20 protein-coding genes are annotated in these 24,494 nt (G+C 46.4%); 8 read left to right on the forward strand and 12 right to left on the reverse strand.

The window, feature by feature from the left end; all coding sequences use genetic code 11:
- Window positions 1-8: 8 nt before the first annotated feature.
- Window positions 9-1,070, forward strand: coding sequence for a hypothetical protein (locus BMZ72_RS25845; RefSeq protein ID WP_089812587.1), 1,062 nt, complete (start codon window positions 9-11; stop codon window positions 1,068-1,070).
- Between the two features lie 121 nt (window positions 1,071-1,191).
- Here the strand turns inward: BMZ72_RS25845 and BMZ72_RS25850 are convergent, their stop codons facing one another.
- From BMZ72_RS25850 to BMZ72_RS25860, 3 genes are read right to left on the reverse strand one after another with little or no spacing between them, the layout of a single operon-like run.
- A complete protein-coding gene (locus BMZ72_RS25850; protein ID WP_089812588.1) occupies window positions 1,192-1,965 on the reverse strand; it encodes a LytR/AlgR family response regulator transcription factor in 774 nt (257 codons plus the stop codon).
- Window positions 1,916-2,953 carry a sensor histidine kinase gene (locus BMZ72_RS25855; RefSeq protein ID WP_089812589.1) on the reverse strand — a complete coding sequence of 346 codons (1,038 nt, stop codon included), beginning with the start codon at window positions 2,951-2,953 and terminating at the stop codon, window positions 1,916-1,918. Before BMZ72_RS25855 ends, BMZ72_RS25850 begins: the two co-directional genes overlap by 50 nt.
- A 1-nt stretch (window position 2,954) precedes the next feature.
- The gene (locus BMZ72_RS25860; RefSeq protein WP_089812590.1) at window positions 2,955-3,620 is read right to left on the reverse strand and encodes a DUF2306 domain-containing protein; all 666 of its coding nucleotides are present in this window, start codon (window positions 3,618-3,620) and stop codon (window positions 2,955-2,957) included.
- Between the two features lie 245 nt (window positions 3,621-3,865).
- Between BMZ72_RS25860 and BMZ72_RS25865 the strand changes: the two genes are divergently transcribed.
- The 4 genes from BMZ72_RS25865 (at window position 3,866) to BMZ72_RS25880 (ending at window position 9,637) form a co-directional block, all read left to right on the forward strand.
- Window positions 3,866-4,501: an ABC transporter ATP-binding protein gene (locus BMZ72_RS25865; protein ID WP_089812591.1), complete on the forward strand. Its 636-nt coding sequence runs from the start codon at window positions 3,866-3,868 to the stop codon at window positions 4,499-4,501.
- Entirely contained in the window at window positions 4,498-5,628 is a 1,131-nt protein-coding gene (locus tag BMZ72_RS25870) for a hypothetical protein (RefSeq protein WP_089812592.1), read from the forward strand. The genes BMZ72_RS25865 and BMZ72_RS25870 overlap by 4 nt, the downstream gene beginning before the upstream one ends.
- 96 nt (window positions 5,629-5,724) lie before the next feature.
- On the forward strand, window positions 5,725-8,292 hold the full coding sequence (locus BMZ72_RS25875; RefSeq protein WP_089812593.1) for an alpha-L-arabinofuranosidase C-terminal domain-containing protein: 2,568 nt from the start codon (window positions 5,725-5,727) through the stop codon (window positions 8,290-8,292).
- A 4-nt stretch (window positions 8,293-8,296) separates the two neighbouring features.
- A complete protein-coding gene (locus BMZ72_RS25880; protein WP_089812594.1) occupies window positions 8,297-9,637 on the forward strand; it encodes a glycoside hydrolase family 27 protein in 1,341 nt (446 codons plus the stop codon).
- Between the two features lie 11 nt (window positions 9,638-9,648).
- On the opposite strand, the gene BMZ72_RS25885 is transcribed toward BMZ72_RS25880, so the two are convergent.
- The gene (locus BMZ72_RS25885; protein WP_089812595.1) at window positions 9,649-10,536 is read right to left on the reverse strand and encodes a helix-turn-helix domain-containing protein; all 888 of its coding nucleotides are present in this window, start codon (window positions 10,534-10,536) and stop codon (window positions 9,649-9,651) included.
- Window positions 10,537-10,763: 227 nt separating this feature from the next.
- Between BMZ72_RS25885 and BMZ72_RS25890 the strand changes: the two genes are divergently transcribed.
- Window positions 10,764-12,026 carry a hypothetical protein gene (locus tag BMZ72_RS25890; RefSeq protein WP_089812596.1) on the forward strand — a complete coding sequence of 421 codons (1,263 nt, stop codon included), beginning with the start codon at window positions 10,764-10,766 and terminating at the stop codon, window positions 12,024-12,026.
- Window positions 12,027-12,105: 79 nt separating this feature from the next.
- Here the strand turns inward: BMZ72_RS25890 and BMZ72_RS25895 are convergent, their stop codons facing one another.
- From BMZ72_RS25895 to BMZ72_RS25905, 3 genes are read right to left on the reverse strand one after another with little or no spacing between them, the layout of a single operon-like run.
- Window positions 12,106-13,131 carry an AAA family ATPase gene (locus tag BMZ72_RS25895; protein ID WP_089812597.1) on the reverse strand — a complete coding sequence of 342 codons (1,026 nt, stop codon included), beginning with the start codon at window positions 13,129-13,131 and terminating at the stop codon, window positions 12,106-12,108.
- Window positions 13,124-13,753 carry a nicotinamide riboside transporter PnuC gene (gene pnuC / locus BMZ72_RS25900; RefSeq protein ID WP_089812598.1) on the reverse strand — a complete coding sequence of 210 codons (630 nt, stop codon included), beginning with the start codon at window positions 13,751-13,753 and terminating at the stop codon, window positions 13,124-13,126. Before pnuC ends, BMZ72_RS25895 begins: the two co-directional genes overlap by 8 nt.
- Window positions 13,753-15,768 carry a TonB-dependent receptor gene (locus BMZ72_RS25905; protein ID WP_255373291.1) on the reverse strand — a complete coding sequence of 672 codons (2,016 nt, stop codon included), beginning with the start codon at window positions 15,766-15,768 and terminating at the stop codon, window positions 13,753-13,755. The genes pnuC and BMZ72_RS25905 overlap by 1 nt, the downstream gene beginning before the upstream one ends.
- A gap of 195 nt (window positions 15,769-15,963) precedes the next feature.
- Here BMZ72_RS25905 and BMZ72_RS25910 point away from each other — a divergent pair, with 195 nt between their 5' ends.
- Together BMZ72_RS25910 and BMZ72_RS25915 are read left to right on the forward strand one after the other, a co-directional pair.
- Window positions 15,964-16,599 (forward strand): tetratricopeptide repeat protein, encoded by a 636-nt coding sequence (locus BMZ72_RS25910; protein WP_089812600.1) that lies wholly within the window; start codon window positions 15,964-15,966, stop codon window positions 16,597-16,599.
- Between the two features lie 243 nt (window positions 16,600-16,842).
- Window positions 16,843-18,681 (forward strand): glycoside hydrolase family 9 protein, encoded by a 1,839-nt coding sequence (locus BMZ72_RS25915; protein WP_089812601.1) that lies wholly within the window; start codon window positions 16,843-16,845, stop codon window positions 18,679-18,681.
- A gap of 57 nt (window positions 18,682-18,738) precedes the next feature.
- Here BMZ72_RS25915 and BMZ72_RS25920 read toward each other — a convergent pair whose 3' ends face one another.
- The 5 genes from BMZ72_RS25920 to BMZ72_RS25940 form a co-directional block, all read right to left on the reverse strand.
- Complete coding sequence (locus BMZ72_RS25920) at window positions 18,739-19,881, reverse strand: TlpA disulfide reductase family protein (RefSeq protein WP_089812602.1); 1,143 nt, start codon at window positions 19,879-19,881, stop codon at window positions 18,739-18,741.
- 175 nt (window positions 19,882-20,056) lie between these two features.
- Complete coding sequence (locus BMZ72_RS25925) at window positions 20,057-20,476, reverse strand: DUF1801 domain-containing protein (RefSeq protein WP_089812603.1); 420 nt, start codon at window positions 20,474-20,476, stop codon at window positions 20,057-20,059.
- 32 nt (window positions 20,477-20,508) lie between these two features.
- Window positions 20,509-21,285: an MBL fold metallo-hydrolase gene (locus BMZ72_RS25930; RefSeq protein WP_089812604.1), complete on the reverse strand. Its 777-nt coding sequence runs from the start codon at window positions 21,283-21,285 to the stop codon at window positions 20,509-20,511.
- A gap of 153 nt (window positions 21,286-21,438) precedes the next feature.
- Window positions 21,439-23,469 carry an OmpA family protein gene (locus tag BMZ72_RS25935; RefSeq protein ID WP_089812605.1) on the reverse strand — a complete coding sequence of 677 codons (2,031 nt, stop codon included), beginning with the start codon at window positions 23,467-23,469 and terminating at the stop codon, window positions 21,439-21,441.
- A gap of 38 nt (window positions 23,470-23,507) precedes the next feature.
- Window positions 23,508-24,485, reverse strand: a complete 978-nt coding sequence (locus tag BMZ72_RS25940; RefSeq protein ID WP_089812606.1) for a PorP/SprF family type IX secretion system membrane protein — start codon at window positions 24,483-24,485, stop codon at window positions 23,508-23,510.
- Between the last annotated feature and the right edge of the window lie 9 nt (window positions 24,486-24,494).

Consider the following 24,494-nt stretch of genomic DNA (forward strand, 5'->3'; position numbering starts at 1 on the left):
GCTATACTATGAAGACATTGTTTCTGTTTATCTGTCTGCTGACGTCCGGCTCCCTCATGCCGCTGAGCGCTCACCAGGCAATTATTGCTGCTGATACGACAACATCCGGTATTACGGCTGCCTCACCGGCAGCAACGAATCTTACCATGTTCGGACGTGGTATCTATCCGGGTGATGATACAACTTACACACAACTAAAAAGTTCCGGATTTACCACCGTCATTCTCTCCAGTTTCTATATTCATTCCAACGGAGATGTGTACTCAGGTGATGATCATACTAATCCGATCATTCATGAGGGCAAATTTGTTGGCAGTCAGGAATGGTTAAAAAGAGTGGCGTCCCTGAAAAAGGGCACATCTACCGTAACACGTACAGAGATCCTGCTGGAAGGAAGATGGTTCAATCAGCCGCCCAATACCTATGACTACATCCAGGACTGGTACGATGCCTCCAAAAAAGTACCTGGTATCGTAACAGGTGTAGGTGTGAATAGTACATTGTACAATATCTGTAAGATCTTCAAAGAAGATATTGGTGTAGACGCAGTATGTATAGACGATGAATCTGTATACAACAGCGAATCCATTGCACAATTAGGCGAAATGATCGGGCAACTGGGTATACACATGACCCTGTGCCCCTTCCGTAAAACCGAGTACTGGAAAGACGTGATCTGCCGCTCCAAACCAGGACTGATCGATGCCGTGTATTTACAGTGTTATGATGGTGGTAGAAACAATGTGCCGGGCGACTGGGTAACGAAACTGAACACCGCATTACCGGTATACCCGATCTTCCTGTGCAGAGGCGCTTTCAGCAACTGTGGTCCTGTACACAACAGTAAATCACCTGCGGATATCAAAGCAGAAATGGTCCGTTTCAGAAAAGATTATCCGGGTATGAGCGGTGGCGCTATCTGGCAACTGGCCGATGTAAAAAGCTATATTAAGAGTAACTGTGCGGTTCAGGCCCCTGAATCAGGTACGGCTGCGACAGTTGTTCAGTATATCAGCGATCTGAAAAATAGTTTACAGGAAGGACTGGAAAATCAGGCGCCAACTAAATAGCGTATCTTTGCTTGAATACTGTTCAGATATAGTTATACTATAGTTATGGTCCGTTAGTGCTGCGAAAAAAAGGGAGCACTAACGGACCATAACTATAGTATAAGTATAGTCTAACCCTTATCTATGGCAATAATAATTTAGTCTTTATAATATCATTGTAAGAAGCTGCTGTTTTCACCTTAGACCCTTTCCTGTCATTCATCAGCAGCATAAAAGTGCCTTTAAAGTATTTCTGTATCTCCCGTATTTTAAGTTTATTAACTATATAACTACGATGCACCCGCACAAATGTTTCCGGTAACCTGCTTTCAAGATAACTCAGTGAATAATCTATCAATTGTTCTTCCCCTTCAGTATGCACAACAACGTACTTCTCCTTTGCTTCCAGTAACACAACATCCTGTACATGCACCAGGAAGATCTTATCACCTGTCCTCACAGGTATCGTACTGATACGCGGCTCTTGTTGCTGTTCGCCGAGCAACATTTTTATCCTGGACAACAAATCCCCTTCCTGTTTAGGTCGTTGACGGATCCTGTTGATCGTCATCTCCAGGCGCTCTTCTTCAACAGGCTTCAGCAAATAATCCAGTGAGTTTTTTTCAAAGGCCCGGATAGCATATTCTTCATAAGCTGTCACAAAAACAATCATGGGTGTATAAGTCAGCCGGTCCAGTACTTCAAACCCATTAAACCCTGGCATACGAATATCCAGGAATACCAGTTCCGGCCGCAGACTGTTAATCAGTTCTACAGCAGTAGCGCCGTCCATAGCTTCTCCGATAATATTAATCTGCGGATAAACCTGGAGCGCTTTTTTCAAACGGTGAATGGCGATGGCTTCGTCATCCACGAGCAACGTTGTCACTATTTCCTGGAATAATGATCCGGACATATTTTTCTGGCGTATTATTAAGTTCTATCGTATAATTATCTGCGTATAACAGCTTCAGTTTATTCATAACCATCTGCAACCCCATACCCGTTCCCGGTATATCCGGAAATGCAGGCCCTGAGTCTGCAATACGTATCACCAGTTGTGTACCTTGCAGGGATATCTGCACATCGATATCCCCATCTGCCGCCATCGTTTCTATCCCGTGTTTTACCGCATTCTCTACCAACGGTTGCAGTATAAAAGAAGGCATCTGCCTGTGCAGTGTGTCCGGGTCTGCGTGAATAGTATAACGCATCCTGTTACCATATCTGATCTGCTGCATATGCAGATAGGTGGTGATGATATCCAGTTCATCCTTTACAGGGTGGCAGGTAACGCTATCTTTATTCAGCGTGAAACGGAAAAACTTCGACAACAATAAGACCAGTTCTTCTGCTTTCGCCGGATCCTGGGAAATAAGTCCGGCGATCGTATTATGCATGTTATACAGAAAATGCGGATTGATCTTCGCACGCAGCAATTCCAGTTCGAAAGCAGTCTGCTGTTGTTCCAGCTGCAATAAACGATATTGCTGTTGCAGCATCCGTGCATTGGCCATACTCTTCCATTCCTCACTAACATAAATAGGAATCGCGATAACCATTACCACCAGTATATTCAGGATATAAATGCTGCCAGCACTGAAAGGCACAAATGGTTCTCCCATGATGCCCGCCCGCATGATCAATGTAAGTTCTGTTCCGGTCAATGCTACCAGTATCAGCAATAATATCATCACAATCACTTTAAGGACAGCATTGGTAAAGCGGTTGATAAAATACCCTCTGTACCAGATCAGCAACGTCATCAGTGATCCGATATTGACGCTTGACAACACATTGACAGCAATCCGTATAAAGCGATGATCATACGTAAAGTACAGATAAGTGCCAAAGGTGGCCCCAATCAGGATACACAGTAATAAAGTCTTTATAGCCGGATGCATATTAATTGATCTGAAGTGCAGTTTTTCGCTGAAAAGACAGCCGCCTGGTGGCTAACAGAATAAAGATAATAATTGTAGCAGTCAAACCAACCATAGAAGGCAGGAATTGACTATAAGGCTTGTACTGTGGCAACACGGTACCTGTAAACGCGGAGAACAGGGCACTCAATGCGCTGAACATTTTATAGACATGCTCATACATGACCATGCGTCTCCGCATAGCAGCAGTCATCAGCCCCCGGCCAAGATCATACGCACATACAATAAACAATGCGCCCAGGGTGGAATAAATGATCACCGGCGCCCAGTACAAACCCGCATGCTGCACATAATACAGGTAATAGGCTCCGCAGGACAGTGCCACCAGCGGTATGATATAATCCAATAGTGCCGGCGGCTGACCAAAGCGCCTGATCGTCCTGATACCACTGAAACAATTATATCCACTCAGCAGCGTAATCACCAGTAAAAAGTGATTACGGTTAAATATTATCACGCCTGCCAGTCCGGTAGTGATCACAACGATCATCAGATACATAAAAACCCTTCCCAGCTGCCGGTGCCTGCTACTGCTTTTACTGACAATCACCGCAGCGATTCCGGTGATCAGTGCAAGGATACCTGCTATTACATGGATCCCGATGTTTAGATGGTGTACTATTTCCATATGCAATTGATTTGATAGCAAAGCAACTACAAGCGGGGACCGATGACAATGAGTTTCCGACGAAACGGGACAGACGGCGATGAAATGGTTAAATATTTCCCAAAAATGGGATTGCAGCCTGGTAATGATCCCCTTGCTGGCTGATTCATATTATATTTAAGCTGTATTGAAGATCATGGGCTGACCGACTATTTTATGACCCAGAACGCTGGTATGTATGCTGTACCAGCCGACAAGCCAAGTATATGCTGCGGATCGCGAACTTTAAGAAATCATACCATCAACATCCGGTACTGGATGTACAATCCCTGGAACTAGGCCCCGGTATTCACTGGATCAAAGGCGTGAATGGTTCCGGTAAAAGCACGCTCCTGAAAGCGATTGCCGGCATTATTGATTTTTCCGGTGATATTCTCCTGGACAATGTCAGCATCCGGCAACAACCAGTCGATTACCGCAGGAAAGTCAACTTCGCAGAAGCGGAACCGGTATTCCCTGAATTTCTTACCGGACGGGAGATGATCCGGCTGTTTGCGACCGCCAAACAGGCGCCTGCCGGACAGGAAACGCCCTATCTGGAAAGCATGCAGATGCAGTCCTATCTTGACCAGCCCTTAGGCAGCTATTCCAGTGGTATGCTCAAAAAACTATCCCTGGTACTGGCCTTTACCGGCACACCCCGGCTCATACTGCTGGACGAACCGCTGATCACACTGGACACCGCCTCTCTGGATATATTATATGGCTGGATCAGGGAACGTTATACATCACAGGGAACATCCTTCCTGTTATCCTCCCATCAGAGCATAGAACAGGATGCCCTTGTTGTCAATAGCGTCCTTCAGACAGCCGATAAAACCGTAAAACAGCTCGCAGGATGATCTCTCCACTTTCCCGCATACTGATTAAGATATTTTCCCGTGGCTTTTACAGGGCGAATGCAGGCCTTTTATTATCCTGCTTCGTCATCATTGTCAGCTACGCGATCCTGATCACACCACTGGGCACCATGAACCATGAGCTTTTCGCATTTTCTGAGCTATTCGTCATCCTGACCTTTATCAGCAACCCGGTTACGCTCTCTGTTATTTTCATGGCCTGGTTACTCTATACGATCAAAAGCTGGCAGTATGTTTTCCAGCAACTGACCATCCCCGAAAACGGTTTCCTGTTTTATAGCAGTACGTCTCTTCCCAAATATAAACAGCTTATTGGCTGGTGGTGGATGCAATTCGTCATCACCCTCCCACTGACCATGTATGGTTTGCTGGCCGTAGGTTTTGGCATCGCTCATCAGCAATATCTGTATCCGGTACTTACATTATTGTATCTGCTCCTGCTGATAACAACCAGTGCAGGTATCTACGTATGGAAGGCCAATCAGCTGTCTGCCGGCGTACCTCATAAATTCTCTTTCCGGCTGCCTTTTCGCTGGCCGAAACCATTCTTTACACTCTTTCTGCATCATATATTGCACAGACTTAAAACCGGTGGTCTCCTTACAAAAACGATCTCTGTGTTTTGTCTGTTAAGCGGTGCATATAGTGTTGCCAATAATAACAGACATGATGGCCGGGTAGCAGGCCTTATTGTGCTGACTTCCGTCGCGGCACACCTCTATCTGCTCTACCAGGAACACCGCTTTGAACTGATGACCTTACCCTTCACCAGGAACTTCCCGTATAGCAGAAACAGGCTCTTTGCGTATTCCATCCTACAGTATCTTTTATTACTTGCGCCGGAGATCATCCTTTTATTTGTGATGGAAACACCCCTGCTGGCCACATTACTGGTATGCTACGCCATCTCTGCACTGATATGCTTCCGGGGACTGCTCTACCAGATCGGCCTGCAGATGAACATCTATCTGCCTGTTGTTTTCGCAGTATATATTTTATTGTTCTGGATAATTATGTACGGCTTCCTCTGGCAATCCGCCTGCGTCAATCTCCTGTTGGGATATCTGCTGTTCCGTAACAGATATTATAAATTACCACCGCTTGTCTGAGAACAGCAAAACAGTCATTTACCACCATTCCGGCATTTAATTGTCATTTTAACACTTTTATCATTATATTGGGAGAAGCTTTATAATTCCACTATAATGAAACACTGGTTATATCTCGCCGTTCTGACGTGCCTGACGCATACGGTCTACGCAAAATATGAGCCTGACTCCGTCTATCTTTTCTCCTATGCCACAGCGAAAAACAACCATCACAACGGACTGCATTTCGCCTGGAGCCGTGATCAGCAGCAATGGTACCCAATCGGCAATGAATGGGGATATCTGAAGAGTGATTATGGCAGATGGGGGGCAGAAAAAAGGATGTTCGCGCCTTACCTGATCAGTGGACCAGACGGCAACTGGCACTGTGTATGGGGATTAAATGATAAGGAACATGTCTTTGCGCATGCCGCCTCCCCTGATCTCATTCACTGGAAACGCCAGAGCTATCCTGTTATGCAGGCCGGCAGTAATGTATTACAGCCTGTCAGTTGGTATGACGCTACACAGCAACAATACCATATCATTTATACTACTTCAGAAGGCAAATATTACCAGACCACCACCAAAGATTTCAGCAGTTATTCTCCGGCAATAGAAGTACCTGCAAGTGCCTACCGCCATCATACGATCTACGTGAACCTGCCCTCGGGTAAAACAAACGGACAGCTTCACCGCGTATCCTGGAAAGTGGCAGATCAGCTGATCAGAACATATGAAGGAAAACTATACAAAATGGAGCAGTATAGTGAATCGACAGCCCGTGACAGTATCCGTTTTGCAGGTATCAGCAATCTAAAAGCTAATATCACCATACAGGCCGAACAGGCAAAGCCTATCAGTGACCTGCTTTTCGGCGTTTTCTTCGAAGATATTAACTACGCCGCTGACGGCGGGTTATACGCTGAACTGATACAGAACCGTGACTTTGAATATACCCTCTCTGACAAAGAAGGCCGTGATAAACAATGGACGCACACACACTCCTGGCAGCTGCAAGGCACACAAAGTACAGTCACGATCGATACGACGGCCCCTTTACACCGCAATAACCGGCATTACGCCGTCCTCGATACAAAGGAACCGGGTGCTATATTGTCGAATACCGGTTTTGACGGTATCGCTGTCAGCAAAGGCGATAAATACCAGTTCTCCCTGTTCTGTAAGGGAAAAGGTAAACTGCTGGTGAGACTGGTGGGTCAGGATCATACCGTTTTGGCCCAGACAACATTATCACTCACTCCCCCTGACTGGCGGCAATACAAGGCTACTTTGACGGCGGGGAGTACTACGCCGAACGCCCATCTGGAGCTGTTGCCCCTGACTAAAGGTGGACTTGATCTGGACATGATATCCTTATTCCCCGCTAAAACGTTCAGAAACAGGCAGAACGGACTCCGTCCTGATCTGGCGCAAACCATCGCTGATATCCATCCCCGCTTCATCCGCTTTCCCGGCGGATGTGTTGCACACGGTGATGGTCTGGGCAATATGTACCGCTGGAAAAATACCCTCGGTCCGCTGGAAACACGTACCCCCCAGCGTAACCTGTGGGGTTATCATCAGTCCGCCGGACTGGGCTACTTCGAATACTTCCAATACTGTGAGGATATCGGCGCAGCACCACTGCCCGTTGTCCCTGCAGGCGTTCCCTGTCAGAATTCAGGCGTAGGCGGCGGCGGACAACAAGGCGGCATTCCCATGGCCGACATGGACGATTATGTACAGGAAGTACTGGACCTGGTAGAATACGCCAATGGTGACGTCAACACCACCTGGGGAAAGAAACGTGCGGCTGCTGGTCACCCGGCGCCTTTCCACCTGAAATATATCGGTATCGGCAATGAAGACCTGATCACGGATGTATTTGAAGAAAGATTCACCATGATCTACAAAGCCATGCAGACCAGACACCCGGAAATTACCGTCATTGGTACCGTTGGCCCCTTTTACGAAGGCACAGACTATGAGGAAGGATGGGCGCTGGCAGGGAAACTGAAAGTCCCGATGGTAGATGAACATTATTACGAAACCTCCGGCTGGTTCATTAACAACCAGGACTTCTATGATAAATATGACCGCTCCCGTTCCAAAGTATACCTGGGCGAATACGCAGCACATCTGCCAGGTGCAAAGGTTAACCTGGAAACAGCCCTGGCGGAAGCCATTTACCTGACCGGTGTTGAAAGAAACGGTGATATCGTAAGTATGACCTCTTATGCACCCTTACTGGCAAAAGAAGGCCATACGCAATGGAATCCCGATCTGATCTATTTCAATAATACAGACATTAAACTCACCACCGGATACCAGGTGCAAAAGCTTTTTGGGAATAATGCAGGCGATGAATACCTCCCTAATACACTCTCTCTTTCTGCCAATCAGGAGGCATTGAACAAAAGAATAGCAGTATCTGTGGTAAGGGATAGCAAAACCAAAGACGTTATTATAAAACTGGTGAATATTTCACCGTTCAGCATTCCCTCAGCAATAGCATTGGGCGCACTGAACATCACCGGTACAACAGGCGTTATGACCGTCCTGCAGGGCGATCCGTCTGCTAAAGATGCCACACCTGTCAGCACCGATATTAATGTCTCTTCAACATTCAACACCGAATTACCGGCATATTCATTCTCCATCATCAGGATCAAAACAAAGTAATAGCATGAAATCAGTTCTTTTATGGGCCTTTGTCCTTTTAGGCTGCTCAACATTCGCACAACAAAAGAATGACTTCCATTCCTGGGCGCCCACGCCACCTATGGGATGGAACAGTTGGGATTGTTACGGACCAACAGTAACGGAAGCCGAGGTGAAAGCCAACGCAGACTATATGGCCAGTCATCTTAAATCATCGGGATGGCAGTACATTATAGTAGACATCCGCTGGTATGTGGCGAATGATAAATCACATGGTTACAATGAGACCAATCCTGACTATAATATAGACGCATACGGACGTTTTCAGCCTGCGGTCAACCGTTTCCCTTCCGCTGCAAACGGACAGGGATTTAAACCGCTGGCAGACTACATACACAGCAAAGGATTGAAATTCGGCATCCATATTATGCGGGGCGTACCGGTAGTCGCTGTCAATAAAAAGCTGCCTGTTAAAGGGACGAATGTCACAGCTGCGGATATCTACAGCAAACAGGACCAGTGTAAATGGCTGCATGATATGTATACCATCGTACCGGATAAAACAGGCGCACAGGAATATTATAACTCCCTGTTTGATATGTATGCTTCCTGGGGACTGGACTTCGTGAAAGTAGACGACCTCTCCGCGCCTATCTATTTTGCAGAAGAGATCGAAATGATCAGAAAAGCGATCACACGGACCGGCCGTAAAATACTGCTTAGTACTTCTCCGGGCGAGACCCCGATCGCAAAGGGCGAACATGTACAACAGCATGCCAACATGTGGCGCACGGTGGATGATTTCTGGGATAACTGGCCGCATCTCAAAGACCACTTCGAAGTGTTTGACCGCTGGAATAAATGGCGTACTACCGGCGCATGGCCTGACGGAGATATGCTGCCGCTGGGGCATATAGGTATCCGTGCAGAAAGAGGACAACCGCGTATGACATCCTTTACGAAAGACGAGCAATATACATTAATGACGCTCTGGACGATCTTCAGGTCACCGTTAATGTTTGGAGGAAATCTGCCCGATAATGATCCTTTTACGCTGTCTCTGCTAACCAACAAACAGGTATTACAGGTACTGAATAACAGCAGCAATAACCGGCCGGTTTTCAATGATCAGGACAAAGCCGCCTGGACCGCAGATGTTTCCGGGAAATCAGCGAAATATCTCGCAGTCTTTAATAAAGCAGATAAGGATGCAGCAGCAGTTAACGTAGATCTTACCACAATAGGGATCAAAGGCAGCTGTACTATCACCGATCTGTGGACAGGAAAAGTCATAGGAAAATTTACGGGTAGTTTTGCGCCGCAGATCAATCCGCATGGCGCAGGGTTATATAAAGTCACACCATAATAAATGGCGGTTTAACCCGCCATTTTCTTGTATTGATTAGGGCTCACACCCACTTCCTTTTTAAACAAACGGGAGAAATAAGGCGGATTTTCAAAGCCCAGCAGATAGGCAATCTCTGCTACACTCTGATCGGCTGTTTTAAGCAGGTTCTTCGCTTCTGATATCAGGTAAATATGGATCAGTTCCATGGCAGTCTTGCCCGTCTCCTGCTTCAGCAGATCACTCAGATAACGCGGAGACAGATGCAGCTGCTCTGCCATATAATTTACCGTAGGTAAACCTTTATCTTCAATACTGCTATCCTTAAAATAATTGGCCAGTGTCTCGCTAAAGCGGGACACTGTTTTTCCGGATAGTTCTGCTCTGTTAATGAACTGACGTTTATAAAACCGCTGGCAATATTGCAGCATAGAACTGATATGGCCCAGGATAATATTCCGGCTGTATTCATCCTGCGTACCATTATATTCCGTTTCAATCTTCCGGTACAATTCCCACATGATCTGCTCTTCCCGCGGAGATAGATGCAATGCCTCGTTTACTTCATAATCAAAGAAATTGTACTTCTTAATCTCTGTATGCAGTACATGTCCGTTCAGATAGTCCTCATGGAAAAACAGGAGAAAACCATCTTCTTCAAACTCCAGGTCCTTCATTTCGATGATCTGACGGGGCCTGGTGAAATACATGGAACCATTCTGATTGTCGTAGTTCGTCCGCCCGTATTTTATCTTCCCTGCTCTCAGTTTCTTGAACCCGATCATATAGAAATCACTGGTAAACTCCCTGTCCCCGATTGTACAGGTATTATCACAGCGGGTAATACTGAGCATGGGATTTTCCGGCAACGGAAAATTGTTTGCGCGGTGAAGATCTGCCAGGTGTTTATAGTGTATCATATCATCAGATTAAATGTGCTGATACAAAAGTACCAGCTATACAGCAGTATAATTGATACAAAAGTCGGTAAAAATGTCACATATCACGGGTCAGGCCTTAACAATATGATAAGAATGAGTTAATACCCGATCCATCGTTCACATCCCCGGAATTTCTACTTTGCGCGCCTCAGGTTAAGCAGGCTTACAACACCTGCTCCTGGCAAAAACCCATAATGTAACATTCTATGAAAAGACACGCGTATGTAATCGCACTTTCCACGTCGCTGGCCTTTGCCGCCTGTAGCAAACAGTCCGCAGAACCCGCTCTTTCAGCCGACAAGATCGCTGCTGCCAATGAGATTGCTGCTGCCGCTGCCAGTACCATTACCTACACAGATGAAAGCGCTTTCGTCAACAGCCTTTCCTCCTATGGTTTCAAAACGCCTGATCAGCTGACGCTGAACCGTGACGGTTCCACCAGTGGTTATACCTCGGTATATGGCTTCAACATTCCGGCGGCCAACCAGGTAACAGGTTTCAAATGGAACAGTGGCGATGAGCAGACAAACGAATGGCGTCCACAGGGTATTGGCGGTTTCACCTGGGGTACGAAGAAATTCCTGGTTGTTTCCTGGTATGGTGTTGATCCCGGTACGATTGCCGGCGTCGCCAACCAGCATAAAGGCGTACGTATTTCGCTGGTGGATATTACCAACATGAACAGTGTTACCTACCGGCACATCCTGCTGGTACAGAACAAGGCCAACATGAGCAATTCATCGCTGTATAAGGCTTCCAATGCCTATACACAGCTGGGCGCTTTCTGTCCGGTAACCATTCACGCAGGCGGCGTAACCTGTCATGCAGGCAAACTCTTCGTAGCCGATACCAAACTGGGTATGCGCGTATTTGATCTGACCAGATTCATATCTGCGCAGGGTGATGACACAGAGACCAGCTGCGGACAGGAAACCAACGGCGACCTGAAGGCCTTTAACTACGGCTATATCCTGCCACAGACTGGCTATTACAAGATCACCAATGCGAATCCTTTCTCCTGTATCGAACTGGGTGAAGGCGCTACAGCTGCCAGCAAATATCTCTGGACAGCACAGTATATCGAGCCTTCTGAAACAACCGTTCCGCAGGTATTCGGATTCCCCGTTAATGACGCCGGACAGGTAAGCACCACCACCCAGCCCACCATCATCACACCGATTGACAATGACAGTACGCGTGTGCATGGTATACAGGGCGTATTCAGAATGGGTAACAAGACGTTCATGTCTACAACAGGTAATAGCTCTTACGAAGGCTCTACAGGCAGACTGACCCGCTACAACGATGGTACAGCTGCTGGTACCCGCTACCGCTGGCCACATGGCGCAGAAGACCTGTACCGTGACGCTGCCACTGGTTACCTCTGGTGTCTGACGGAGTATGAAACAGAAAAGTATGGGAAGGACAACAGATGTGTATTTGCTGTCAGGGTTTCCGACTATGATTGATAAGTGGAGATAAAAACTTTATACTTCAGGGGCTGATATGAAAGGGACTGCTTTCATACAGCCCCTTTCTTTATAGATGTTATGCATAATGCAGTTTCTCTGCGAACTGATGCCAGCTCTCCAGTTTACGCTGCATGAGTTGTTCGATCAGTACAACCGCCTGTTCAAAACGTTCATCCCAGTCGCCACGGATCTCTTCGCAGGTAACGCCGTACTTATCCAGTATCCGGCGATGTGAGATATCCAGACGGTTACGGTCTTCTTCACTCAGACGTGTGCCATCCTGTACAAAAGGCGCATCATTGTTAAGGTAAAGGTACAGGTCCGCCCTGTTACTTTCAAAGATGCCACGATCTACAGACAGCTCTGTATTAAAGGCAAACTCTCCATAGGAAAGCGTGATATGAATATTGGTATCGATGACCAGCAGCGGACTCACACCTTTTGCTGCCCTGTCAATACGTGCCGCATGTTCCCTGGCGATCAGGTACAGATCCTTAATACCAAAGTCATTGGAATCAGTAATAATATCTCTCCCCGCTTCCAGTACACCCGTACAGTTGAAATGTTCTGACAGTCTGGTGGTCAGTGTAGTCTTCCCTGTTGACTCAGTACCAAGCAACACGACCTTTGTTACCAGCGACGCCTTTACTGCATCCGGCAGGTACTGCCAGGTCTCAGGAAGATTGGACCTGATCTTTGATGCAGATACAGGATATTTGGCTTTCTTCATATCAAAAGCCATATGGGTGATGCCCATATAATCAGCAACCAGTTCTCCGTAAGGTTCCGAAGTAACTACCAGTGAATGATCAGGGAATAAGAATTTAAACTGTGCTGCCCATAACTCAGACGCCAATGCCGACGTCTCGGAAGTATTTGGCAACAGACTTTCGTCATATTGAAATACCAGCACCTTTATACGCGGATCATGGCGGAAGGTTTCTTCCACCCATACCTGACGCACCGGAGCCGGAAGGGTTTCCTTATTACTGCAGCAGATCAATACGGATAGCTCATCACAATACGAGAGGGCAAACCTGATCATCGCTTCATGCCCCTTATGGAAGGGCATAAATTTCCCAAAAACAAAACCTTTACGCATATTTCAGTTGTTTCCTCCATTGAAGCAGGCCGAACGTGGCCAGCCCCAAAAATACCACATACTCAAGTGATAAAAAATAAATTTCTTTAATAAGATATAAAATAACACTCACAATATCAACAACGATCCACAGTACCCATGTCTCGATACGTTTCTTCGCCAGCAAAAAGGTCGCCAGCACACTTGCCATCATGACAAATGAGTCCGCAAACGGATAGGTCGTCGGCAAAGGAAAGTATTGCGGCATCCAGATATGAAATCGCTGAATGGTGAATCCCATACCGATCGTCCCAAACAATAACGCCACGCCATATATACCTGTCATAGGCCGGGACATACGGGTAACCGGTAGTTCCTCCGTTTTATTTCTCCAGTTATACCAGCCGAACACTGTTACCACCAGGAAAAATACCTGCAACAGCATGTCTGCATATAATTGCACCTGGAAAAACAGCACAAACAGGGCGATCTCATTCACGATACCCGTCGCCCAGGTCAATACATTCGCCCTCGAAGCATAGTACACGGATATCAATCCGAAGACTGTTCCTATCAGTTCAATGTAACTGACAGGGTATGCCATCACACTGAAAGCGATATCATGTACATCAAAAAAAGTCATCAGAAACTGTATTTAAATGCAACATACATATTACGGGGCGCCTGTACAAAGTATTTACGCGTACCATCTGCCTCCACATAACCATCGTTGTAATACTTCGCACTGGTCAGATTATTCACAAACAGCGACAGCGTACAATGTGCAATCGTATACTGTGCTCTTGCATTCAGTAATACATAACTGTCTGCAAGCGCATCATTGGCGAAGTCAATATAGGCACGGTGCTGATACCTGCCGGACACCGCCAGACCCAGATGTTTATGCTGCCAGCCCACCTCCTGGTTAACGATCAGAGACGGTGTCAGGATAGGTGTGAAAGAGGTCTGCTGCTCTTTCACCCGGCTATGATTAAAAGACGAATTATTGGTAAAGCTGAATGCTTTTAAACGATAGCTGGCATGCAACTCTATCCCCGCACGATAACTGCTTTTTACTTTATTGGTCAGCAATAGTCCATTCGGCCCTACCTGCCCGTTCAGTACAATTTCATTATCGAAATTCATGTAATATCCATTCAGTCCCAGTTCGAGGTTATCCCGCTGAAAACGGATCCCTAACTCATGATCTACCACTGATTCTGCATCTTTATTATAGATAACCGCCTTCCCGGTACTATCGGCAGTCAGGTCATCATTCCCGCCGAAAATATCATTTCGCGTAGGCTCCCTGCCGGTACGGCCAACACTATAGTAAATGCTGGTCGCATCGCCGGCAGCAAAACTGATCCCTGCTTTAGGATTAAGGAAATGCCAGTCCATCTTTTCAAAAGGTACACTCCCTTTATAGTCGAAGGTGGCATAACGGTATTGCAGATCACCAAACAGGGTAAACTTGTTAAGGGTATACTCTACTTTGGTAAATGCACTGACCTCGTTCTTATATCCTTTGTTCTGATACAGTTCTCCCAACCAGTTATCAGTTCCGGTATGTCTGCGTGAATACAGATTACCGTGTACGCCTGTGGTCCATTTGAATCGGTCGTACGTAAGCGCATAGTTGGTAAAGAATCCGCCGAAATGGGACAGGAAACCATAATTAAAGAGGTTACCATCTGTCTCCATTCCGAGAAAATTATTCAGGTCAAAATCGTACCCGCCTTTCAGATAAGTATAGTAGATACTGGATGTCAGTGTTGCATGCAGGGAAGGCCGCCAGTTATGCTGTAACTGCACGAGCCCCTGGAAGAAACGGTCCTTCTCATCTTTGGTATTGGCATTGCTACGTCTGTCTTTTGCGATCAGCGTATCTGCTACTGCCAGCCAGGCCATCCCATTCTGCTGATGCCCCGCCATGATGTTCAGCTTCCAGGTACTTTTATCGTAGTATAATCCGCCGCTGATAAAAACAGATTGCGAGTTATTAAAGGAATGATATTTATAGCCATCCGTATACACCTGAGATGCTCTGACGTACAGTGATTTCCTGTTCTTAATGGCCGTCTGGTGTTCCGCGAAAATCCTGAAACTGTTATACGAACCATACCCTACGCCGAAATTAGTACTGGCTTTGTCTCCGGCTTCCGGTGCAAACAACTGTACGCTACCGGCATAACTGGCAGCGCCATTCTTGGAAGTACCAACGCCCCGCTGTATCTGCAGCCGGCTGACGGAATTGAGTATGTCCGGATAGTTGGAAAAATAAGCGCCCTGGTCTTCCGGTTCATTTAACGGCATCCCATCCAGGGTTGTATTGATCCTGGTCTGGTCCATCCCTCTCATACGATAATATGAATAGCCCTGCATATTACCGGCATCTGAATACACGGTGATCGATGGTGTTTCTGATAACAGAAAAGAAGGCTCCTGTCCGGTATTCTTTTCATCCAGCACCTTCATGTCAAGATTCTGATAGGTTACGGGGGTTTTACTACCAGCCTGATAGGAAACAATCACTTCCTTCAGCCGCCGGGTGCTGTCCTGATCTTTGCTTTTGGGTAAAGTATCCTGTGCGCCGGCTAACAAAGGCAATAGTAAAACTGATACAGTGGTGATATTCACACGACTAAATAAGCTCATAGGATAAAAAATGTAATTATTACACAAATATATTAAGCCGAGTCCGGACGTGGTTAACATGTTTGTGTTAGTGCGTTAATTTGTTGATACACTGGTTTAAAATAATCCTTACTTTTATTTGACCGAGACAAAAACGCCATTGTCGATACTACTATTAACCTGTAACCATGGCGTATTTATCCCAAATGACGCGATATGAAAAGTGATACACCAATCCTGCGCAAACTGGACCAACATCGTAAATTCCTTTTGGGCCATCGCCTGGCTTTTGAGACAAGTTCAAAGCGTCCAAGCTGGCGACAAATTGTAATGCTTTGGTTTTCTGCGGCTTCGCAGGGAAACAAAAGAGCACAGTTTTATCTGGCGACCTGTTATGATAACGGAATGGGCGTACAACGGGACACAGCCATTGCCTTCAAATGGTTTATGAAAGCTGCGTTACAGGGCCACATGGAATCACAATCTAATATCGGGTTCTTTTATCGTGAAGGAGATGTTGTCAGAAAAAACGATAAAAAAGCCGTTTACTGGTTCAAACTGGCTTCTGCACAGGGAGATACAGAAGCCCAACGCGATCTGGGATACTGTTACTTCTACGGTCTCGGCATAGAAAAGGACTTCACCCAGGCGATCTTCTGGTACAAGAAAGCAGCTGCCAAAGACGATCCTAAGGCACTGTATAATCTCGGCCTCTGCTATAAACACGGTGATGGCGTAGGCAAATCTCAGCGCTGGGCAAAATATTATTTCGAAAGAGCAGCCCGCCTGGGCAATAATGCCGCTTCCCTTCAGCTACGCGAAATCATGCGTACCACCAGTCAATATTCTTAATTATGTAGTACTGTCCGCTTAAACAGCAGCAACCTCGTAAATATGCCTCCTTCTCACTACGATAGCAATTGCGTAGTGATACCTCTTTTATTCCTCCTTACCACATAACAATACCTGTCATACCTCAGCAAAGCGGCTTCCTCAAAAAACCGGTATTCTACCGGATTGATCGCTTATATTAGGGTAACGTTATTGAATCGTCTGCCGACATTGATTATCTGGCCCTCTAATTACATTAAAACCATGAGATCTTTTAGTACCCTTGTACTCTTCATTACACTATTATCGGGCATATCCAAAGCCCAGTCTACCAAAATCGTTACAAACCACATCGGTTATGAATTCAGTAAATCCAAACACGCTATCCTGCTGGCAGAAAGTAAGGTCAGCGTTAGCAATGTAGACCTGATCGACGCCTCCAGCGGACGAAAGGTCTACACGGGAAAAGCCGTGTATAGTGGTCCGGTAGACCAGTGGAAACACTGGCAGTTCTGGACAATTGACTTCAGCAGCTACACCTCCGCAGGTACCTATTACCTCAGTACCAGCGTAGCCGGACAATCCATACGCTCCTACCCTTTTACCATCGGGAAGAACGTACTGGAACAGGCCACCATCTCTGATGTTGTCTATTATTTCAAAGGACAGCGTTGTACAGGACTCATGGATCAGGCGGATCATCACCTGCACCTCGCCGGTATGCCTGCTGATACCATCGACGCACATGGCGGCTGGTACGATGCAACAGGCGATTATGGTAAACACCTGTCGCATCTCTCCTTTTCCTCGTATTTCAATCCCCAACAGGTATCGCTCACTGTCTGGAGTCTGCTGAAAACATATGAGCTGCTGAAAAGTAAACCAGGTACAGACTATCGTCAGTATATCAGACGTGTACTGGACGAAGCCATGTTTGGTGCAGATTATCTCGTCAGACTAAAAGCCCCCAATGCTTCTTTCTATCGTTCCGTTTCTGCTCCTGGCCCGGGTAAACTGGCCAAAGACCGCACGATCCGTCCGGAAGACAAAGGTTATCGTATCAAACAATCGAAAGACCAGTCCTTCGGCAGTGGTAGCGGCACCTCCAGCGAAATGAACAACTGGCGTAGCTATCAGTCCAGCTACCGTTCAGGCGCCGGACTATCCATCGCCGCCTTGGCCATCGCCTCCACCTATGATACTTCCGGAGAATACAGCAACAAAGACTATCTGAAAACAGCAGAAGACGCCTTCGCCTTCCTGGAAAAGGAAAATCCGCTGATGACCAATGATGGAAAAGAAAATATTGTAGATGATTATTGCGCACTCAGTGCCGCCACTGAGCTCTACAAAGCAACACACAAAGACATCTATCTGCAGGCGGCCATCAAACGCGCCAGGCAATTAAAAGACCGCCTCATCAGCAGTGGTAAATACCAGCACTATTTCCGGGCTGACGACAAAGACAGACCTTTCTTCCATCCTTCTGATGCTGGCTTACCGGTTGTTAGTCTGCTGAACTTCTACCCACTGGCGCCGGCTGCTTTGCAAACGGAGATCAGGACGACAGTCAGACAATACATGCAGTACGAACTCGCTATCACCACAGAAGTAAATAATCCCTTTGGTTATAGCCGTCAATATACAGAAGATACTGCCGGTATCAGAAAAGCAACGTTCTTCTTTCCACACGGTAGTGAAGCATCTCCATGGTGGCAGGGGGAAAACGCCAGACTTGGTTCGCAGGCTACCGCTGCAAGAATGACGGCACAGTTATTCAAAGCAGATAAACCTTTTCACGATAGCCTGGAAAACTTTGCGCTTAACCAGCTGAACTGGATACTGGGACTCAATCCTTTTGATGCCTGTATGTTACAGGGTGCCGGACATAACAATCCGGCATACGGTTTCTTCGGCACCTTTGAATATACCAACGCGCCTGGTGGCATTGTGAATGGTATTACTTCCGGTCTGGAGAATGAAAACGATATTGATTTCAATCTCTCCTATGCCATTACAAAGAAAGACTATGACTGGCGCTGGGCAGAACAATGGCTGCCACACGCAGCATGGTACCTGTTAGCGATAGCGGTAAATGAATAAAAAGTAAAAGGGCTGTACAATGATTGTACAGCCCTTTTACTTTCATAACGTGTAGGTTTATTTATTCAGCAGTTCTGCCAGTTTCTTGTTGAGAGATTCACCTCTCAGGTCATTTCCGATGATCTTGCCTTCAGGGCTGATCAGGAAACCTGCCGGTACACCGGTCACGCCATACAGGATACCCACTTCATTACCCCAACCTTTCAGATCAGATACATGGATCCATGGAATACCATCTTTTGCGATCGCCTCTTCCCATTTCTTTTTATCACTATCCAGTGATACACCCAGGATCTCAAAACCCTTGTCCTTGTACATTTTATACTGTTCTCTCAGATTTGGATTCTCCGCACGGCATGGGCTGCACCAGCTCGCCCAGAACTCCAGCAACACGGTCTTGCCTCTCAGATCTTTCAGAGAGACAGGATTACCATTCGTATCTTTCATCGTGAAGTTTGGCGCTTCTGCACCCGGGGTTGTGAGCTTCACCGATTTAATACGCTTATCCAGTTCCTGCCCTTTCTTTGAATTACGCAGTTTTGCACTCAAGGCATTATAAACAGGCGCTACAACCTCCATATTTTTCGACATATTCGTGTACTCCGACAATGCGATCAGTCCGAATACAGAATTAGGATTATCCTTTGCATATTGCAGCTGCGCAGCATTCCTGTCGCTTACACGTTTGCGGAAACGCATGTCTATTTCTTTCAGGAAATTAGAATCAGCACGCTGCTCAGGTGTACCTGCATTAAAATCGTAGTTGGCATTTTTAGTGATCGCCATGATTTGTCCGCCTATCTTTTTGTTATAGACGTCTTCCTGATCATGGATCTTAGAACCTTTGAACACAGCATTTGCCAGGGAATCTTTTGAAGTGATCGTGAAATTCTCAGGTCCAAAGTTGAAATAGATGGCATCTCCGGCATACACAGCCTTCATCTTTCCATCTCCATGATGCGCCAGTGCCATGCGGCAGGTAGCCACCCCTGTCAGTTCTCCGGTAAATTTAAAAGTCCCGTTGATAACATCCACAGAATCTTCCGTTCCCCCGTTGCCAAGCAAATCGGTCCAGTCCAGATATACCCGTGCATTAGGATCCAGATTACCGATCTTACCGGTAATGGTAAAAGTGTTTTTAGATTGAGACTTTGCCAGCATTGGTAACAGGGCCGCAAAGAGCAAAAAAGTTTTTTTCATGGTCGATTTTGGTAAATGGTGGTCGAAGACTTTACATAGATAAAGCAGCGAAATCGAAAAATCTTAGCGTCTTTTTCGAACTTTTTTTAAAGAATCTGCTGAAACTGTTAATAAAAACTAAACCACCTATCTCTTTACAGGTACTATAGGGATGTTCTGGTTAGAAGGCATCTGTTTACTCCGGATATTTGTTCCTGAGATAGTCAACTGACTGACTGATCAATTGTTCCAATACGGACTGGTCTACGTCGGACAGCTTTTTGATATACAGACAACCCTTGGCGGCTTTATGCTTCCCCAACTTATCCAGCAAGGTGGAGTTGTCCGCAAAACCCGGCATGACATATAAACTGAGCTGCTGCTTACGGGGAGAAAACCCTACCAGACAGGCATCCCCTTCATGCCCGCTGTCATATTTATAATGATACTGCCCGAATCCTACGATCGCCGGGCCCCACATCTTCGCCTTGTAACCGGTTACGTTCTCCATGATGCGCACCAGTTCGAAACAGTCTGCCCTTACTTTTTCATCGGCCACATTTCCCAGGAAAGCATCCACAGACTGTTCGGTTGGTTTGGTTTTCTGTTCTGCCATGTGACGGGGTTTGATATACAGATAAAGTTAGGTCAAATCTGCGTCCGTTCTCCCCGTGACAGGAATATTGTACGCTCCCGGGTCAGTTGATTTCCCTGCAGCACTTTTTGCAATGCCGCCGTCTGTTCCTTGAAATGTGTCCAGCCACTATGATGGACCGGAATGATCTTATTAGGTTGTATTACCTCTGCGGACCGGATCAAGCCCCTGCTATCCATCGTATACTGTCCGAAACCGGAAAGATACCTGAACTGTACTGCCCCCAGGTTGAAGATCCCCGTATCCACCTTAAAACGCTTTCCGACTTCCGCGATCCCATTGAAATACACCGTATCGCCGGACAAATAGATCACCCCATCCTGCTGTCCATCATACTCAATAACAAAACCAGTCACCATACCGGATATAAACTCCGGTATCCATGCCGGACGATGCTGGGCAGGTGTAGCTGTGATCCGTAAACCAGGCACCTTCGGCGTATCTATTCTATAGGTTTCCCACTTTTGCAGACCTGTCACATTTTTCAAACGTCTGGCAGCAGCTGTCGTAGAAAGCACATGCGGAAAGGTATCGATAAACGCACGGCCATTATTGTCCAGGTTATCCTTATGCTGATCATGACTAAGCAATACAAGGTCGATATCCTGAAGGGCAGATAACGGCATAGCCGGATCTTCGGTCTTGCGGGAGAAGGCGCCAAAACCATGATAGTATAGAGCGCCGGCATTGTCCAGCGTTGGGTCTGTGAGTATTTTGAAATCCCCTATTTCAAGCAGGATACAGGCAGTGTCAATATGGGTAATATACATAAGGAGCGATCAATGCTATAAAGCTATTGATAATGACGCCCCTTTACAATGTAGATACGGGATATTCTGTTGTATATATAAAGAACAATTGCCCCTCTCTCGAGGGGCAATGCCAACTTAAAACACAATATAGGGATAAATCACGGATAGGTCTTAGTGTTCCAGAACGGTAAATTCCGCTCTTCTGTTTGCCTTATGTTCTTCCTCTGTACAAGTCACACCATTCGCACAACGGTTGATCAGTTTGGTCTCACCATAACCTTTTGCTGTCAGGCGTTTTTTATCAATTCCCTTGGAAAGGAAATAATTCAATGTTGAATTCGCACGACGCTGGGAGAGTTTCATGTTATAGTTATCATCCGAACGGCTATCCGTATGGAATGACATATCCACCTTCCAGCTTGCGTTTTCCTTCATCAGCGCAATCAGTTTATCCAGCTCTTTCGCTACGTCAGGACGGATATCTGCCTTACCCAGATCGAAATAGATGTTCTGTGGATTGAACTTGTTACCCAGTTCAATCTTACGCGGAGCACCAATTCCCTTTGCCGGAACCGGTTCTTTCGGTTTGTTCACAACAGCTTCTACTTCGATCTTTTCCAGATAAAGGTCACGGTGTAAAACTGCAGATTCTGTCAACCCGTTCGTCGTCACCGCAACCCCCAGTTCTGGTCTAAACAGTGCCTTCTGGCCATCCAGCGCATAGGCTGTCAAACTATCCAATGCAAAATGAAAATTACCTTCGTTATCTGTAACAGCCTTTAAGGCTTTTCCGGTGCCTTTATTCGCCAGGGTCACCTCAGCATCACCCAGTGGCTGATTGGTCTTTTTGTCGATCGCTTTACCTTCCAGGGAGAAGACCAGGATCTTCGCAGGCGTAAAACGATAGAGGTCATCACTACCCTTTCCGCCTTTCCTGTTGGAAGAAAAATACATGGTATTAGTGCCATTGTAAGCAGGTGCAAAATCATCCTGCGCACTGTTTACCGGCAGTCCCATATTACGTACCGCCCAGGTACCTTTTTCTTTCACCGCACGGAAGATGTCCAATCCACCCATACCCGGACGTCCATCTGTAGAGAAATAGAAAACACCATCTCCATCAAACATCGGAGAACGTTCATTACCAACACTATTGATCTCCGGGCCCATGTTCACCGGCGTCTGCCACTGACCATTTGCATCCAGGGCACTATAATAGATATCGGTGCCGCCATTTCCTTTATCGCCGTAGTCAGCAACAAAGTAGAGGGTTTTACCATCAGGAGCGATGTAAGGATCCCCGATGGAGTGATTGAATATTTCGTTGAAAGGGAAAGCAGGCAATTGTTTCCAGCTGCCGGCAGTATCACGTTGCTGACCTCTGATCTCGATATTGAGTGTATAAGGATTTTCCTTACCCAGCAGTGAACCTTTCTTTCTGGCCAGTTCTGTTATCGCATAATAGAAGGCTTCACCGTTCGCCGTATAACTCGCATCTGCACTATGGTAATCACCATTCACATTACGTACCAGCAGTTTGGTGGAACCGCTGTCCAGACCGTTGCTCTCATAGAGATGCAGATAACTGTTACCGGTATAACCGTAATACTTCTTCTTGATGTTGCTGGTGTTGAACAGCATATCCCGGCGCAGGGAATCGTAAGGACGATCCGAAGCGAAAACTACTTTTCCGTTGTTGAAAGCTGTACTCCAGTCAGACCATTCACTGTTCAGGCCTTTCAGGTTCTCCAGGTCTCCTCTTACAGGCGCAGCTGTCCATGCGGAAGCACTGTCACAACCTGCCTGCATACTCTTCGCGAACTGGTCGCCCGGTGTTTTAGACAGATAAGTATTCAGTACCTCTTTTGCGGCGCTATACTGTTCATTGTTCATGAGGATCGCTGCATAATACAGTTCATCCTCCGCAGTATGTTCCGGCATAGCTACCAGTTTGCCATACCAGGTAGCTGCAGCAGGATAATCCTTCAGCAGGCGGTAACTGGTTGCCAGTCCGCGGACCGCTGTTATCGTTTCTTTCTTCTTATAAGCTTTCTGATATAATGGAATAGCTGCTGCGTAATTGTATAGTGTAGCCTGACTATTGGCTTCTTTTATAACGTACTGTCCATTGGCGGTATTAAACAATCCCGTTACCAGCAAGGCACTTAACAATGCAGGAAGCGTATAATGTTTTCTATTCATAATGGTATTATGATATCTGTTTTTGTAACGCAATGATGTTAGAAATATCTTGGTGACAACATCCTTGCTTTAGGATTGGCCCAGGTATAATTGATCGATACCTCATGCGTAGAAAAGCTGTTAGCCCCTGTACCGTTTGTTGTCTGATCGTATGCATACCCGATACGTAGTTTCTCGTTGATAAAGAAATCAACCATACCTGCTACAGCGCCTGACTTACTCAGGGAATTTGCGATCTTATCCTTGTTAAGTACGGCAGTACGGTAAGAAGCACCGATCCAGAGTTTTTCATGGAACAGTACGAAAGCGTTCAGGTCAGCACTGGTCGGCCCCGCGAAGTCTTCCTTCACCAGGATGGAAGGTTTCAGGGATACATTCTCCGACAATGGGAACAGCGCACCAACGGTATAAAACATATTTGGTTTCAGTGGCAGATAAGTTCTCAGTTTATCGGACTTCTGAAAAGATCCGGAGATGATATTATCTGCAGATACACCCGCATAAAAACGTTCACTGTTATAAAAGATACCTACCCTTGCATCCGGCATCATGGAGGTGCCTTTTGCATTCATCAGCAGCGCATCATTCTGGCTCGCCGGATTCAGCGCTTTCAGATTCAGCTGTTGCTGGATGAACCCTACACTCAGACCGATCGCCAGACGTTTGTTACCGTCCGCGTCCAGTGGAAGACGATATGCATAAGTACCGTAAAGGGCAGTGTTCTTCTCGGCGCCCAACTGGTCATTGACTGCCTGCAGACCTAAACCCACACGGCCATCATTTACGACGCCGTCAACTGCAGCAGAAAATGTTTTGGGTGCACCGGGAAGACCTGCCCATTGTGTACGGTAGAACATATTGAGGTTCCACTGTTCTTTATAACCTGCATATGCCGGATTGATATACAAACCGTTAAACATATACTGGCTGAATTGCGCGTCATGCTGCGCATGTGCCGACTGGAATGATAGGAAGAATATTATAGGTAGAATGATCTTGTAAAACTTGCTAGTCATAATCTCTTT

This window comes from Chitinophaga sp. YR627 (assembly GCF_900114995.1).
In the GTDB taxonomy this organism is placed as follows: Bacteria; Bacteroidota; Bacteroidia; order Chitinophagales; family Chitinophagaceae; genus Chitinophaga.